The sequence below is a fragment of the Methylosinus sp. C49 genome (genome assembly GCF_009936375.1).
GTDB lineage: Bacteria > Pseudomonadota > Alphaproteobacteria > Rhizobiales > Beijerinckiaceae > Methylosinus.
The window spans coordinates 1,701,092-1,716,922 of the sequence record NZ_AP022332.1; the positions used below are offsets into that span (position 1 = coordinate 1,701,092).

Genomic DNA, 15,831 nt, shown 5'->3' on the forward strand with positions numbered 1-15,831 from the left:
GGCTCGCGTCTCGAGACGCGTCAATTCCATCTGACGCAGACCACTAGCCGCCCCCGCGCAATTTGCCGTGCGTCGGCGCACATCCGATCGCAGGAGCGTGCCGACATGCCGCCGCGGCGAGACTATCACGGGCGCGTGCGCCGCGTCGCGAAGAGAGGCGAAATCCTCCCTTCTCGACAAATCGCCTCTTTGGCTTCATGAGGGGGCGCATGTTCCGCCCCTTCGTCGACGACTTCCTCGCCTGCCTGCGCTTCTACTCCCGCCTGCCGGTTCCGGCGCCGCGGGGGCATGAGATGCCGGACTTCCGCACCGCCGTGCGGGCGCTGCCGCTCGCCGGCGCGCTGGTCGCGCTCGCGCCGGCCTGGACGCTGCTCGCCGCCCATGCGCTCGGCCTGCCGCCTTTTCTCGCCGCCACGCTGGCGCTGGCGGCGCTGGTCGTCATCACCGGCGCATTGCATGAGGACGGGCTCGCCGATCTCGCCGATGGCTTCGGCGGCGGCGCGACGCGGGAGGAGAAGCTCGAGATTATGCGCGACAGCCGGCTGGGCTCCTATGGCGCCCTCGCGCTGACGCTCTCGCTGGCGCTGCGCCTCGGCGCGCTGACGACGATCGCGCAGCGCGGAGTCTTCGAGGCGGCCGCCATTCTCATTTTCGCGGCGTCGCTCTCGCGCACCGCCGGGCTGCTGCCGATCATGATCCTCGCGCCCGCGCGCGCGGACGGGGCCGGCCACGCCGCCATGCGGCCGTTCAAGGAAGCGCTGCAGACGGCGGCGCTGCTGGCGAGCGCCTTCTCTATTCTGCCGATCGCGCTCGGCGTCTCGCCGATCGCGGCTGTGCTCGCCGGCGCGCTGTCCGTCGCCGCGGCCTATGCGACGGCCAAGCTCGCCGAGCGGCAGATCGGCGGCCTCACGGGCGATGTGCTGGGCGGCGCGCAGCAGGCGGCGGAGATCGCGGCGCTGCTCGTATTTTCGAGCGGCTGAGAAGGCGTCAGGCGCTCGCCGCCTCCGCCATGCGCGCCGTCGCGCGCCGCACCTCGCCGACGGCGGAGCGCAGCGTCTCGACGCCGGCGCCGGGCTGCACCGCTTCGCTCGCGAGGCGCCGGCGGAAGGCGCGCGCGCCGGGCCTGCCGGCGAAGAGGCCGAGCATATGCCGCGTCATGTTGGAGAGGCGCTCGCCACGTTGCAGCTGCGCCTCGATATAGGGAATGAAGGCATCCACCGCCGCAAAGCCGTCCGCGAGCGGAGCCGCCTCGCCGAACAGCTCTGGGTCGACGCGAAGCAGAAGCTCCGGCTCGTGATAGGCCGCGCGGCCGATCATGACGCCATCGACATGGGCGAGATGCGCGCGCATGTCCTCGAGCGTCGCAATGCCGCCGTTGATCGCGATCGGCAGGCTCGGATAGGCGCGCTTCAGCTCATAGACGAGGCCGTAGTCGAGCGGCGGAACGTCGCGATTCTCCTTGGGCGAGAGGCCGGAGAGCCAAGCCTTGCGGGCGTGGACGACGAGCGCGTCGCAGCCGGCGCCGACGGCGCGCTCGGCGAGGTCGAACAGCGCGGCTCTCGGCTCCTGATCGTCGACGCCGATGCGGCATTTGACGGTGACGGGAAGCGCGACCGCATCCTTCATCGCCTTCACGCAATCGGCGACGAGATCGGGCCGCAGCATGAGACAGGCACCGAAAGCGCCGTTCTGCACGCGATCGGACGGGCAGCCGACATTGAGATTGATCTCGTCGAACCCATAGGGCTCGGCGATGCGCGCGGCCTTGCCCAACTCGCCCGGATCGGAGCCGCCGAGCTGCAGCGCCAGCGGCCGCTCCGCCGCATCGAAGCCGAGCAGCCGATCGCGGTCGCCGAAGATCACGGCGCCGGTCGTCAGCATCTCCGTATAGAGCCGCGCGCGGCGCGACATAAGCCGATGGAAGAACCGGCAGTGACGATCCGTCCAGTCCATCATAGGCGCGGTAGAGAATCTAATGTCTTGATTTGTAAGCGATTTCATTTTAGTCTCAAGGCCATAGGTCGGGGCGTGTGCACTCTCCGGTTACGCCTCGATACGACACTTTTCGCTCCTTTTCGACTTCTCGGTGCACACAGAGCGCACACGAAATGGCGACCTTCACGAGGTTCAAATCCCGCTCCTGGCGAGCTCAAGTTCGACGCAAGGGGAATTACGTCAACGAGACGTTTCTCCGCCGGCGCGACGCGGAGGAGTGGGCGCTCGACATAGAGCGCCGGATCGACCGTGGCGAGTCGCCGTCGAGGCGCGCGCGGAAGGAGGCGCGAACATTCGGAGACCTCGTTCGGCTCCATAGGGACGATCTCGCGGAAGTCGGAAAGCGGATCGGCCGGTCGAAGGCCGCTAGCCTTACATTCCTCGAGCGTCGCCTTGGACGATTGAAGATTTCAGAGCTGGATCGAGAGCGCCTCATCCAATTCGGTCGCGATAGAGCGAAGGAAGGAGCCGGTCCCGTCACGCTCGGCATCGACCTCGGCTATGTCAAAACGATCCTGTCGCACGCAGCGGCGGTTCACGGCATCCAGCTTTCGACGGAGCCGACCGATCTCGCGCGCATCGCGCTGAACCGTCTGGGATTGGTCGGGAAAGGAAACGAACGTGATCGCCGGCCGACGCCGGACGAAATCGATCGCATTATCGCACGAGCCGATTTGACGCCGAAGCTGACAATTCCGTTGGGAAGGATCGTGCGCTTCGCGATCGCGACTGCGATGCGGCTCGATGAAATTTGCCGCGTCGCATGGAAGGATTTCGATCCCGACCATAAGATGCTTCTCATCAAAGATCGGAAAGACCCGCGCCGGAAGTCGGGAAACAATCAGAAGATTCCGCTTCTCGACGTGAGCGGCTATGACGCATGCGCTCTCGTTCACGAGCAGAAGGAAGCCTCGAAAAGCAGCAAGGGTCGAATTTTTCCGTATAACAGCCGGTCGGTAGGGACGGCGTTTCGTCGGACATGTCGCGCCCTCAAGATTTCCGACCTTCATTTTCACGATTTACGGCATGAAGGCGCGAGCTGCCTCTTCGAGGCGGGCTTTTCGATCGAGCAAGTGGCGCTCGTCACGGGGCATCGAGACTGGAAGATGCTTCGACGATATACGCATCTCAAACCCGAGCAGTTGCATGCCCGGAAGAGTGGTGTGGCGGCGTGAAATCCGTGCGCGATGGGCTGTGGGAACCAACGCCCGGATTTTCAGTCGCGGATTGCAGCCATGTTTTATGGCCTAATTACAACTACTTATTAGAAGTAGAAAAATCGTAGCAAGGCGCCAGCAAGGGGGAAGCCCGCCGAGCTTCTGGAGCCGATATGCGGTTATCGAGAAGAGCCAGCGGCGAGGGGTTGCCGAAAATGGCGTGATCGATTGATCTAGTCGAAGAAGTCGGCCAGGCCGTCGTGAAAGGAACCACTACGCATAGGCATGCCGTTGCCATTGTAGCTGCCGCAGCAATGCGCCAGGAGCTGACGGTTTTTCGCCTAAAACTAGACGTGTGGGCCTTCTACAGTCTATAGCGAGTGCGATTTTCATGTCCCTATCTGCTGAAAGGGCAGTCGCGCGTCCCCCAACACCAGCGCCATCGTGCAATCGAAACGCGGCGGGGCATGCCGAATAATGCTAGGCAGTCTCGCCGGGAAGGATTTTCGGGAGCGATTGCCGATCGAGGAGATTTACGCCGAGCGCCGCGAACGTGCAGGCGCCGAGCAGGATCGCCGCGTTGACGGTGTCGGCCCGTCCGATCCAGCTCGCGACGACTGGCGCCAGAACGAGAAGGGCGCCATTGTTCATCGATTCCGATGACGCCAATACAAAGCCCGCGTCAGACCCAGCTCGGCTCGCCTGAACGGCGGTGTTGGCCGGGGCGGCGAGACCCGAGGCAAATCCCCAAAGAGCCAGAAGGATAATTGCCGATACGCGACTCGACTCGGTCGCCAGGAACGCGCTCTGCGTAAAGAAGATGAGGCCGATGGCGAAAACCAGCACAGTCTCGGGCCGTCCGGCCCAGGCTGTCAGCCGCCCGACGGCTAGGTTGCCTGCGGCGAGCCCGAAACCGAAGGCAGCGACCGAAAGGCCGATGACGCCGGTGGAAAGACCGTAGCGGCTACGCAGAACCTCGCCGGAGATCAGATACCCGGCGATCGTCGCGCCGAGCCATAAACCCTTGGAAAGGTTTGGCCTGAGGATCGCGCCGTCGAGCAATCGGGCGGCCGACGCTTTGAGCGGGCGACTCTGCCGCGCGATGGATGGCGGCAAAATGCGCGCCCCCACGATGAGGACGGCGATGCAACCACAGGCGACGGCGATGAACGGCGCGCGCCAATCGTAGGCGTCGGTCAAGAGCCCCGCGACGGTCGGCCCCGTGGCGATGCCGAGGGTCAAGCCAAAGAGGACGAGCCCCATGGCTCCGGCCTGACGGTCTTCGGGAACGGTCTCGGAAATCAGGGCAAAGGCGGTCGGCGTGAGCGCCGCTCCCGCTGCGCCGCCGAGCACACGCGCGACGATCGCGAAGGAGAGCGAGGGCGCGAAGGCGACAGCCAACGCATCAGCGGCAAAAAGCGCCAGCGCTGGCAACAACAAACGCCGCCGACCGATCCGATCGCTGAGGAGGCCGATGAGCGGGGCGAGTACGGCATAGGACACCGCGTAGGCAGAGACGAGCCAGGCGATATCAGCAGGCTTCGCGGCAAAGGCCGACGCCAACGGCGTCAGCATCGGCGCGAGCATGAATTCAACCGCGCCGACGAAATAGACGGCGAGCGCCAGGGTGGCGAGGATAAGCGAGGGCGATGGGGTTGGATTCGGCATGGACAGGCGATTCCGATACGTTGATGTCGTCCTGGCTGGAGGCAGTCTTCAGGGTGACAAGAAGCTTCTGGCGGCGCGTTTCGAGATCGGCCATTTGCCGTTCGATCGCCTCGAGCTTCAACCGATGCGCAGCGGCCACCTTCGGACAGGCGGTGACTGCGGCGGGATCGTCGACGATGCAGTTGAGAAATGTCGCGATTTCGTCTGTGGTGAAGCCGAGCCGGATCATCCGGCCGATGCGGCGCACGAAAGCCACGTCGACCTCGTCGAAATCGCGGTAGCCGTTCTCCTCGCGGGTGGCGCGGATCAGGCCGACCTTCTCGTAATGACGGATGGAGCGCACGCTCGCCCCAGTCCTTTTTGCAACGTCTCCGATCTTCATCCGCCCTCCTGCCGCATGGTCTAGCCCCTGACATCAATGTCAGGGTCAGCACGAAAGTGAGATTTACCGCACGACGGAGAAGCGCTGCGCCGCAGCGCGCAGCGATCGCCGACCACGGCGTCACGGCCCCGCACGTCGTCATCGATTAAGCTTTTTGCCTCGCCATCGACCGGACTTGCGCCTCCGCCGGCGCGGCTCGCGAGAGGGTGGCTTCGTGGCTGTCTGTCGATATATGCCGGCTGGCCGCGTGACACCGAGCTCCCAGCGCTTACGACGCTATCCGACTTGGCCACGATGCCGCAGAAACTGATCGGCGAGCACGATCGCCATCATTGCTTCGCCGACCGGCACGGCGCGAATGCCGACGCAGGGATCGTGCCTGCCTTTCGTGACGATTTCCGTGTCTCCTCCGAGGCTGTCGATCGTCAGCCGCGGCGTGAGGATCGACGACGTCGGTTTGACCGCGAAACGCGCCACGATCGTCTGCCCGGTCGAAATGCCGCCGAGCACGCCGCCGGCGCGATTGGAGAGAAAGATCGCTCTCCCGTCATTGCCCGAACGCATTTCGTCGGCGTTGGCTTCACCCGAGAGTTCCGCGGCCGCAAAGCCCGCCCCGATTTCAACTCCCTTGACAGCATTGATCGACATGAGGGCGCTCGCGAGCTCGGCGTCGAGCTTACCATAGATCGGCGCGCCCCAGCCTGCAGGAACGCCTTCCGCAATCACCTCGATCACGGCGCCGACGGACGAGCCCGCTCTTCGCGCCTCGTCGAGATAATCCTCCCAACGCCGCGCTGCTCGTGGATCCGGGCAAAATAGCGAATTTCTCTCCACCTCGCTCCAATCGAAGCGCTCGCGATCGATTCTATCCGCGCCGATCTGCACGAGCGCTCCACGAATCGATACACCCGCGACGACTTTGCGGGCGACCGCGCCCGCTGCAACGCGCGCGGCCGTCTCCCGCGCCGATGCGCGTCCGCCACCGCGATAGTCACGAATTCCGTATTTCGCATCATAGGCATAGTCTGCATGACCCGGACGGAATTTGTTCGCGATCTCGTTATAGTCTTTTGTGCGCTGATCGGTGTTGTCGATCATCAGAGCGATCGGCGTGCCCGTCGTCACTTGCCGGCCGTTTCCGTCCGTGAAGACACCGGAGAGAATTTCCACGTCATCCGGCTCCCGCCGTTGCGTGGTAAATCGCGATTGGCCGGGTCGACGTCTCTCGAGCGCATGTTGAATCTCCGCCGCCGTCAGCTCAATTCCCGGCGGACAACCGTCGACCACTGCGCCGAGCGCCGGCCCATGACTCTCGCCGAATGTCGTGACGCGGAAGAGGTGGCCGAAACAATTATGAGACATGCAGACCTCAGCGTTCTAGCGCAGACTCGATCTCGTCGCCGCTTCCGCCACGTGGTCGAAGCATGAAGAGACGCCCCGCCGCGCAGCTCCACGATCCGAACTGGGGCCGTTTAGTTTCGCACCGGAGGGCGCTTTCTCAAATGCAGGTGAAAAATACGAACGCCTTCCAGTAGGTAGCCGTCGTCCTCTGCGACATTCCGAAGATCGCGGTAAAGCGCTTCTATTTCTGGACTGGTCGCGAGCCCGAATTCTTGCAGCCGATCACGAATCTGAACGAACGAACGCCAGATCAGGCTCTTTTGACGCGGAGTCCTGAGCGCCGGTTGCGTGAACTGCGCCGCTTCGATGTCGACGTCGATGTTCTGCACATATGTCCAAAGTGGCTCCGCACAATTGAATTTGACATTTATTCTCTCGCCCAGCCTTTCGAGCAGCTCGACCGAACGGGGGACGGAGGGATGATGCGGAATCGAAAAGCGCCGTGTCGTCGGCTCCTCGATGATAATCGAGCCGTTGTCCTTACACAGCGCTAAGACGTTTTCGAAAAATGTCGTCCAATTCGTGATATGCGCGAGAACGAAGCGACAGTAGACGACGTCGAACGCTTCTCCGATGTCCAGCGTGGATGTCATGTCATGGCGGATGAAGCGAATATTGTCGATCCCGCGCTCCTCCCGTCTTTGGAGACAGACGTCGATCTGAGCTTGCGACTCGTCTATCGCCACTACAGCTCCGTTGCGCGACCTGACTTGATCGGTGAACCAGAACGCCATTTGGCCATGCCCGCATCCGATTTCCAACACGGACCGAGTATTGTCAGGAAGCTGGCTCGAGATGAAGTCTCGACTCGCGGGATCGTATAGCTCGGTCAATATCTCCAAGCGCTCTCGATCGGCGTAGCCGACATCGTGGATATAGGCTTCGCTTTCACTCTTCGAATAGCCGTCGTGGTTCTGCATGGTTTTCACCGTGAAAGGTCTCAGATGATGATGCTGATGCGTCTTTGCTTCGAAATCGACTCATGGTCCAATTGCACCGATCGCTCGCGGATTCGAAACTCGGCCTCATGCGGAACGAGTCGATATTTCGCGCTGCCGACGAATTCCCAGGATTCGTGATTTCGAAATTGATAGACGACGAAATTCACTCTCACGACGATCTCTTCCGTCGGAGGCGCCAAAAATCGTACGTTGGACACCAAGCGGCGCGTACGCGAGCGCGGTTGTTCCATCCAAGTCGACGCGCCCGCGAAATGCCGAACGCGCGCCCGCAGTCGGTCATAGTCGTCCAAAATCAGGCAGAGAGCTCGCTCAGGCGCGCTTTCGGCGGGGCGCTGCAATGGAGCGACGATGTAGCGCCCGTCCGGTTCGAAAAGCTCGAACCAGTCTTCGAGGCGCCAATCATCGAGAAGGTCCGCTTCCAAGGCGAGAAAGGAGGTGATGCGGCTTACGATATCCGGAACAATCGGGACGGCGCTCATATAGGGAACGACGAATGTTGCTGTCATTACGGCTGCTCCACATAATTGGCCCATTCGCGCCAGAAGGCTCGGTTCTGCTCTTCATCTGTATGATTTGTCGTGCCGACGCTCATGCCACGCGAGAAGTCGCTGTAGCCGATGCCCGCATGTGCATACGACCGCTGGCAGGATTCCAGAATTTCGACGTCGTCGGGCGTTCCGAAACCGCCTGGCCCGATAAAGGATATCAGCGCGCTGACGCGCATGGCTCTTTCTTCCGGCGTGTCATTCGAAAATCCGGCGCCCCAGACGGTCACTTCGACCTCGTCGGGAGACGTCGGGAAAAAAGTCCGTATGTTCAAGCCGAGTATGTCGTTGATGACCAGATTTGGAAAAACGAAGAGGCTGCGGTTGGTATGAGCCATGTCCTCCGCGCGTCCTCGTCCGACACGAGCGACGAGATCGTCGAACTTTTTATCGATCGCTGCTTTCATGTCGGCTGGGAATAGCGGGCTCCAATAAGCGATGGGCCGTCCAGTCGAAGGCGGACCGCTCTTTATGACGCCATGTCCGCCGCCGAGAGCATAGCCGACGCCGCTGCGCTTGTGCGAGTTCGGATCGGTTCCGAGCGAATCGAGAAGCTCGAGAAATCGTTTGTGCGCAAATGGCAGATGATAGGCGTCGACGCCGTTTTCAGCGAGGAGCTTCCAATTGGCTCGGATGGAGTGATGAAGATGTTCGGGCAGAACTTCGACGGATCCTTCGGACTGATCGCAAACGAGGTCTATGTATTCCTTCGCGCCCCCGAGATAGGAGGCGAGGCTCACCGACGGTTCGCCGAAGTTGATGAATAGAAAGCCGCGATAATCATCGAGCTTGATTTGCGGCAAGGAAGGCTCGGGCAGCCCTTCGCCGACGCGTCCATACGCGGACCTTCCCGGCACGCCGGTGAGCGTGCCCGACGTATCGTACATCCAGCCGTGATAGGGACATGCAAATCGATTGGCGGTTCCTTTCGCGTCCGTGCAGACGACGGCGCCGCGGTGCGCGCAGGCGTTCAAGAACGCGCGCGGCGTCTCGGAAGCTACGTCCCTGACCAAGATGACGGGGCGACCGCCGATCTTCCGCGTGAGAAAGTCGCCGGGCTTTTCCAACTCGCTCGCATGACCGGCATACAACCAGCATTTATCGAATATTCGCGTCAGCTCCCGGCGCCAAGTATCCTCACATACATAGACTTGCCGATGCACCCGAAAAAAATTCCTATTGTCTGTCTCGACGAATTGCCGCGTCGTCATTCGAGTCTCCCGAGAACGATGCCAGGGCGAGCCTCTATTCTTGTAGCCGCATCCATAACCGAGCAACAATAAAGCTCGACAACTAAATAAATATTACGATCGCAAAAATAGCAATATAGTATTTTATTATACGACACATAACAATATATGGAGATAACAATTGAAATGACTCGTAATTCCGCAATGTCATATCGACAAGCTGGAAGCATGTATTATTCTATGTTTGCGCCTCACAAAGAATAAGGCCTTTCAGCCGGCGCGCACTAGCGGATTTTCTTGCTGGGCGTCGTGCCGAGTTCGACGAGCCTTGTTTGCGTGAGAGCGACGGTTGCGAGCGCGGCAATGACGAGGCAACCCGAAATAGCGATCAAGGACACCACCAATGCGAACGAGATATTCTCAGCGATGGGCTCATGACCGGCGATCGAAAAAAACAATCCGCCGACGATGGCGATGCTCAATGCGGAGCTGATCTGCAAGGTCGTGTTGATGATGCCGGATACGAGCCCAGACCATGCCGTGTCGACTTTGCCGATAATGGCGCGAACGAGGCTCGGCAACGCTGTCCCTTGCCCAAAGCCGATCGCGAACAGTGCAAGGCCGCGAAGCGCGTGATCGAGCGACTGGTCGGTTCGCCAATTCCAAACGACGAACGCTAGGCCCAGCATACCAATCGTCTCGACAGCGATTCCTACGAGAGCCGTTCGCGGGCCGAGCGTCCGACCGGCATAGGGGTTGAGCAGCGGAGCAAGAAAAGAGCCGACGCCGAATGGGAGAAAGACGAGCGCCACGTCTCTCGGAGATTCTCCGAGCGCAGCTTGCAGATAAATCGAAAAAATAAGGAAAAACGAGCCGATGGCGTAGAAGAAGAGGGCCGCCAGCAACCCCAGGCCGAAGCCGGGCAATTCCATGACGCGCGGATCGAAAAGCGGAGTTCCTCCATCTCGCAGGAGTCGCTCCTCATTTCGCAGGAACAGCGATCCGGCGATCGGCGCCGCCATCAGTAATAGCAGAGACCAGAGCGGCCAGCCTCGTTCACGACCTTCGATCAGCGGCGTGACGACGAGAGCGAGCGTCAGCGCAGAAAGCAGGACGCCGAAAATGTCGAGCCGCGGTCGATGTGGATTAGAGGCCTCGGGCAAGAGAAGCCCCGAAATGAGAACGGCCGCTGCGATCGGCAGATTGACGAGAAAGACGATCCGCCAGCCGAGACCGAAGACATCGGCCGACACCAGGAAGCCGCCCAGGATTTGTCCGCTCGCCGCGGCAAGTCCAAGCGTCGCTCCATAAAGACCCAGCGCGAACGATTTTTCTTCCGGCGCGAAAATCAAATTGATGGACGCGAGCCCTTGGGGAACCATCAGCGCGGCGCCGAATCCTTGGAGAATTCTGCCCGCTACGAGAATGCTGGAACTGGGGGCCGAACCGCATATCGCCGATGCGCCGGCAAAGCAGGCGAGTCCCGCCAAAAAGACGGTCCGACGTCCGAAAATGTCTCCGAGCCTCCCGCCTGTGATAAGGAAGACGGCATAGGTGGTCATGTAGCCTGAGACAACGAGTTGCAAATCGGCGGGCGTCGCGCCGAACTCCTCCTTGATCGCCGGAAGCGCGATATTGACGATAAAAAAATCGAGTGGCGACAGAAAAACGCCCGTGAGCAGCACCGCGAAGCGGAACCAACGCCACCGCGCGTGAGCGACGACAACTCCATTGCTGCGGCTCTGTTGCTCGAGCGACATTTCGCCGGATAACTCGACAGGGGATGGGCAAAAGCGCCGTTCCTAGCAATGCCGATCGCGGTCGCGTTTGGCAATGCTCGTTTCGTTTATGCGTGAGATCGCTCCCGCTAATGCGTCTATCGCTCGGAAGATAGATTCCGGGCCGTGATCTTTTCATTCGCGCGCATGCAATCGCCGTCGAGGTCCCCGCGCAAGTCGACGAGGCTCGCAGCGATCACGAACATGGCCTCGGGGACGAGTCGCACATCGGCGTCGCGTTCAAAATTTCGCTTTCAGCGTGAATCCGGCCATGATCGGATCAGCAGGCGTGCCGATCACTCCGCCGGCGGTAAAATTCGGCGACACGGTGGTGAAGTAGTGCTTGTTGGTCACATTGTGGACCCACCCCGACAAATCGACGCTTTCATCGGAGAGGCGTAGTCCGGCGTGCAGATTGAGCAGGCCGTACGCGTCGATGACGCTGTAGATCGAATCGTCTGGAACCGAGAAGAATTTCGTCTGGTAGGAGAAGTCGGCTCCGAAATAGGCGATCACCGATCTTTCCATCGGATCGAGCACGCGTCCGATATCGTGCGCATATTCGCCGCCGGCGGCGAGAGCCCATCGCGGCGTCAGGGAGATCGGGCGGCCGGTCAGGCTGCAAGAGCTCGAGAATGCGAGTTCGAATCGGCAAGGCGCATTTTCAAACGAGTCGTAATAGGTGTGATCATAGGTGACTGAACCATAGGTCGTCAGCCCCTCGATGAGTTTTGCCCGCAGATCGAGCTCGAACCCTCGCGAGATCGCCCTCTTGGCGTTGGAAAGATAGGTGATCGGCCGAGCGCCGGACGTATCGGTGATGTTGGTGATATAATTCCGGTCGATCATGATGAAGGCTGCAACGTTCGCGAGCAGTCGATGATCGAAGAAATCGGTCTTCAATCCAATTTCAAGGTCGTCCAATTCCTCGGGCCGCACGGTCGTGGCGGCTGTCGTCGGAAGGTTGGCGACGGGATTTGGACCGCCGGCGCGTCCTCCGCGCGCGTAGGTCGCATAAGCGAGCGCGTCGGGCGAAATCCTATAGGAGGCGGAGGCGAGAGCGGAAATCAATCCTTGTCGTGTCGTGGCGTAGAATTCACGATCTGCGCCGATCAATCCAATTCGCGCGGATCGCGCGGTGGCTTGTTGCGCCGCGGTCAGCCCGTCGAGACTGTTGGCGGCAAACTGGTACTGTCGAAATAATGTGCTCTTCGCGGTATAAGAGTAGCGAAGACCGAAGGTGAAATCGAGATCCGGCGTCACATGCCAGACGGCTCGCGCATAAGGCGCGATAACATGGCTGACTGGATTGTCGTAGGACTTGGAGGCGAGGTTGTTGAGCGCGATATCATTCAAGGCCTGGGGATTCGCCGCCGAGCCGTACCATCCGCCCGCAGCAGGGCCATAGCTCGAATATCCCCAGTCATAGAGCTGCTCGAATAGATAGAAGAGGCCTGCGGTTCCCTCGATGGGGCCGTTGGCGGGCGTCGCTACTTTGAACTCTTGCTGCAGAGATCTTTCAGCGATTTGATTGTTCGAGTTGGTCGTCCGCACCGGGGCGAGAGCGCTACTCGTCTGGTTCAGCGGATCGAAGCTCCACCCTCGGAAAGACGTGACCGAGGAAAATTCGTAGCCGCCGAGCTTGTAGTCGATCACAGCGGCCACTCCATAGCTCTGCTGCGTGTTCTGCAGATAGCCGGAAATATCGCCCTTGTAGCTGTCGATATTGTAGAACGATGTCGGCGCATAGTTCAGCCTCGCCAGGCGGGCGTAGAGATTGTTCGGAACCGCCGCGCCATTGGCGTAATTCGCGACGACGCCGTTCAGCACATTCGGGCAACACGCCTGATTGACACGCGAATAGTCGGCGATCAGACGTATGCTGAGGTCGTTCGTCGGCTGGAACAGGATCTGCGCGCGAAAGCTCTTGTTGTGCCAGTCATTGTATTTTTGGCCGCTGTAATAGCTGTAGACGTATCCGTCGCGATCCGCGCTGACGAATGACACGCGGAACGCCAACTTGTCGCTGTCGGCAATCGCACCCGTCGCCGATCCGCGAACCTGAATGTTGCCATAGCTTCCATGAGTGACTTCGAGCTTTCGTTGTGTGTCGAAGCTCGGCGACGCCGTGTTGAGATAGACGGCGCCGCCCGTCGAATCCGTCCCGCCTCTCGTTCCTTGTGGCCCTTTTAAAACGTCGACGCCAACGAGATCAGGAATATCGAATATCGCTTGGCCTGGCCGAGGTTGCAATATGCCGTCGACATAGACTGGCACGCCGCCGAAGATTCCGTCGGTGGCGACGGAGGTCGACGAACCGAACCCGCGAATATTGACAGTCAATGAGCGAACGTCGGCGAAGCGGATCTGCAAGCTCGGCTCGAGCTTTTGCGCCTGCAAAAGATTGCTGATCTGCAACGCGTCTATCTGCTGCTTCGTGATGACGGTCGCGGCCTGCGGCGTCGTTTGGAAAGCGGTCGCTTGACGCTCGGACACGTCGGCGGTCGATTTCGGCGCGCCGACCACCACATCTGGAACGCGCGCCTCCTCGGAAGGAAGCGTCTGCGCGACGCTGGTGACAGTGAAGGGGAGGCAAAGCGGAATAGCGGCGATAAGCGATTTTCTCATCATTCCCACTTTCTGACGCAAACATCGTAAAGCAACGCTACAGATTACGTAAACGCTCAGGCAACGCTGATTCTTCTTATGAGTGGCATATCGAAAACGGTGGATGCTTTCATCCGCGCGGAAAGACGCGTTCCGCAAAGCTCAGCAGCTGCGCGTTGAACGCCGGCGCGTCCTCGTAGAACGGCGAATGGCCGACATCGGGCAGCTCGAGGAAGGTTGCGCCGCGAATATGTTCGGCGGAGGCGCGCGACGCGCGCGGGTCACAATGGCGATCTTTCTCGCCGACGATGAACGCGAGCGGCAAAGAGAGCGAGGCGATGAAATCATGGGGCTGCTGTGGTCGTCCAACGATCAGCCTTCGAACGGACGGCGGCTGCGTCATATTATAGGCGAGCATCTGCGCGAACTCCTCCGGCGAGGGCGGCGTTGCGAAGCAGCTCGAAAGAAAGGCGATCGTTCCGGCGATATTAGTGGATAGATCGTCTTCGAGCATCAGCGGTAGGCTCGCGGCCGAAGCCGCGCTCGTCCATTCGCTGCTTCGGCGCCACGACGATCCCACCAATTGCGCGCCGGCGAGGCTCTCGTCGCCATATTCTTTGAGGTAGTCCCAAACGACGCGGCCGCCGAATGACCAGGCGACAAGAATTGGCCGCACGGCGCCGATCGAAGCGGCGACGGCGCGTAGATCATACGCCCAGAGCCGATTGTCGTGGTAGGCGTCGCGATCGAGCGGTTTGTCCGACGCCCCATGACCGCGAAGATCGTAGGTTATCAGATGATATTTTTCCGCGAGGCGCACGTCCCGTACTTGGCGGATGAAGGCGAGACCGCTCTGCGCGAAGCCATGGACGAAGATGATCGGAGGTCCTCGGCGATTCCCCCACCGCCTCACGGCGATAGTCACGCCGTCCGAGCTCACGACATGCGATTTGTCATATTCGAATGGTCGAGGACAAAGACTCGGATAAGCGCTGATCATGGCCACGAAATGATAGAGGATTCCCGTGATCGCCACTCTCCGCCTGTCGGGATATCCCTCCGCGGCGCCGCGTCCACGTGTGACGAATTTGATGCGATCTTATATCGTTTGGAAATACGAAATTCGCTTATTCGTCGAATAACCAGCGCAGCGGGTTCAAATGCCGTGTCGTCATCGCTCGGAGCAGGATGTATCGGCGAGTCTTTCGATGAGAAAGTCTCGCAGTCGCATGGTCGGCGAGGACGGAGACGACCGAATTGAATAGAGTGCTATTTCAACATCGGGAAGCCGCGGGAAGCCGTCTCCTTCGTTCAGATGCCGCAGTCGGTCTTCGATCGTGCTCGCTTTGAACACGCCTACGCCCAAACCTTGTCGGACAGCAGCTTCGATGCCGGAAACATTCGAATTTACATGAGCAAGTCGCCATGGAACGCCCCTTTGTTGGAGGGCGGCGATCGTCCAATGACGAAACATGCTTCCAGGAGGAGCAACCGCCAGCGGCAAAGGTGATCGCTCATGTTGATTGTGCTCGGACGATGTCGTCCATACGACCTGCTCGCGACGAAGCACCTGTCCCTGGCTCGTGCCAGCCGGCTCCATGGCGATCACGATATCGAAATGGGCGCCAATGCGCGTGAGCATGGAACTCGGCATGCCGCCATAGAGCTCGACATTGACGCGCGGATACGAACGACAGAATGCGCCGACGAGCGGCGGCAGAATATTCGCGACGTAATTGTCGATCGAGCCGAGGCGAACCGTGCAATCGGTTTCTTCGGCGCGGAGCGTGCGAAGCGCCTCAGCGTTGAGCGCCAACATGCGCCGCGCGTAATCGAGCATGAGCTCGCCTTCGGGAGTGAGGCGAAAACCCCTCTGGGGACGCATGATCAGGCTGACGCCGATAACGTCTTCGAGACGCTTGATCTGGAGGCTGACGGCCGCTTGGGTTCTGTGCAGCGTCCGGGCGGCGGCAGTAAACCCGCCCTGGTCGACGACCGTCACGAACACATGAAGAAGGTCGTTCTCGAGAATTTGATTGCGTATGACGCTGACGCCGGACGGCCGGTCGTCTCGCGCCGGAGCGAGCGTCGGATTTTCGTTTCGACGAGGCTGTAAGCTCAGCGACATGCGTCAGGAACTCCCCGA

Annotated in this window: 13 protein-coding genes; 2 read left to right on the forward strand and 11 right to left on the reverse strand. The window is 60.5% G+C overall.

Annotated features, from left to right (window positions below; all coding sequences use genetic code 11):
- The first annotated feature begins 209 nt into the window (after nt 1-209).
- Nucleotides 210-980, forward strand: coding sequence for an adenosylcobinamide-GDP ribazoletransferase (gene cobS / locus GYH34_RS08230; protein ID WP_161913155.1), 771 nt, complete (start codon nt 210-212; stop codon nt 978-980).
- Nucleotides 981-987: 7 nt separating this feature from the next.
- Here the strand turns inward: cobS and dusA are convergent, their stop codons facing one another.
- Complete coding sequence (dusA, locus tag GYH34_RS08235) at nt 988-2,001, reverse strand: tRNA dihydrouridine(20/20a) synthase DusA (RefSeq protein WP_161913156.1); 1,014 nt, start codon at nt 1,999-2,001, stop codon at nt 988-990.
- A 395-nt stretch (nt 2,002-2,396) separates the two neighbouring features.
- Between dusA and GYH34_RS08240 the strand changes: the two genes are divergently transcribed.
- Nucleotides 2,397-3,170 (forward strand): site-specific integrase, encoded by a 774-nt coding sequence (locus tag GYH34_RS08240; RefSeq protein ID WP_244635319.1) that lies wholly within the window; start codon nt 2,397-2,399, stop codon nt 3,168-3,170.
- A 462-nt stretch (nt 3,171-3,632) separates the two neighbouring features.
- Here GYH34_RS08240 and GYH34_RS08245 read toward each other — a convergent pair whose 3' ends face one another.
- From GYH34_RS08245 to GYH34_RS08290, 10 genes are all read right to left on the reverse strand, one after another.
- Nucleotides 3,633-4,820, reverse strand: coding sequence for an MFS transporter (locus GYH34_RS08245; protein WP_161913158.1), 1,188 nt, complete (start codon nt 4,818-4,820; stop codon nt 3,633-3,635).
- Complete coding sequence (locus tag GYH34_RS08250; protein WP_161913159.1) at nt 4,744-5,202, reverse strand: MerR family transcriptional regulator; 459 nt, start codon at nt 5,200-5,202, stop codon at nt 4,744-4,746. The genes GYH34_RS08245 and GYH34_RS08250 overlap by 77 nt, the downstream gene beginning before the upstream one ends.
- A 276-nt stretch (nt 5,203-5,478) precedes the next feature.
- Nucleotides 5,479-6,564, reverse strand: coding sequence for a chorismate synthase (aroC, locus tag GYH34_RS08255; protein WP_161913160.1), 1,086 nt, complete (start codon nt 6,562-6,564; stop codon nt 5,479-5,481).
- Between the two features lie 110 nt (nt 6,565-6,674).
- A complete protein-coding gene (locus tag GYH34_RS08260) occupies nt 6,675-7,523 on the reverse strand; it encodes a class I SAM-dependent methyltransferase (RefSeq protein WP_161913161.1) in 849 nt (282 codons plus the stop codon).
- A 20-nt stretch (nt 7,524-7,543) separates the two neighbouring features.
- Nucleotides 7,544-8,071 (reverse strand): aromatic-ring-hydroxylating dioxygenase subunit beta, encoded by a 528-nt coding sequence (locus GYH34_RS08265; RefSeq protein ID WP_174242382.1) that lies wholly within the window; start codon nt 8,069-8,071, stop codon nt 7,544-7,546.
- A complete protein-coding gene (locus GYH34_RS08270; protein ID WP_244635320.1) occupies nt 8,071-8,850 on the reverse strand; it encodes an SRPBCC family protein in 780 nt (259 codons plus the stop codon). Before GYH34_RS08270 ends, GYH34_RS08265 begins: the two co-directional genes overlap by 1 nt.
- 734 nt (nt 8,851-9,584) lie before the next feature.
- Nucleotides 9,585-11,060, reverse strand: a complete 1,476-nt coding sequence (locus GYH34_RS08275) for an MFS transporter (protein ID WP_161913163.1) — start codon at nt 11,058-11,060, stop codon at nt 9,585-9,587.
- Between the two features lie 258 nt (nt 11,061-11,318).
- The gene (locus GYH34_RS08280) at nt 11,319-13,709 is read right to left on the reverse strand and encodes a TonB-dependent receptor (protein WP_161913164.1); all 2,391 of its coding nucleotides are present in this window, start codon (nt 13,707-13,709) and stop codon (nt 11,319-11,321) included.
- A 106-nt stretch (nt 13,710-13,815) separates the two neighbouring features.
- Entirely contained in the window at nt 13,816-14,721 is a 906-nt protein-coding gene (locus GYH34_RS08285; RefSeq protein WP_161913165.1) for an alpha/beta hydrolase, read from the reverse strand.
- A gap of 135 nt (nt 14,722-14,856) precedes the next feature.
- On the reverse strand, nt 14,857-15,813 hold the full coding sequence (locus tag GYH34_RS08290) for a LysR substrate-binding domain-containing protein (RefSeq protein WP_161913166.1): 957 nt from the start codon (nt 15,811-15,813) through the stop codon (nt 14,857-14,859).
- Nucleotides 15,814-15,831: the final 18 nt, after the last annotated feature.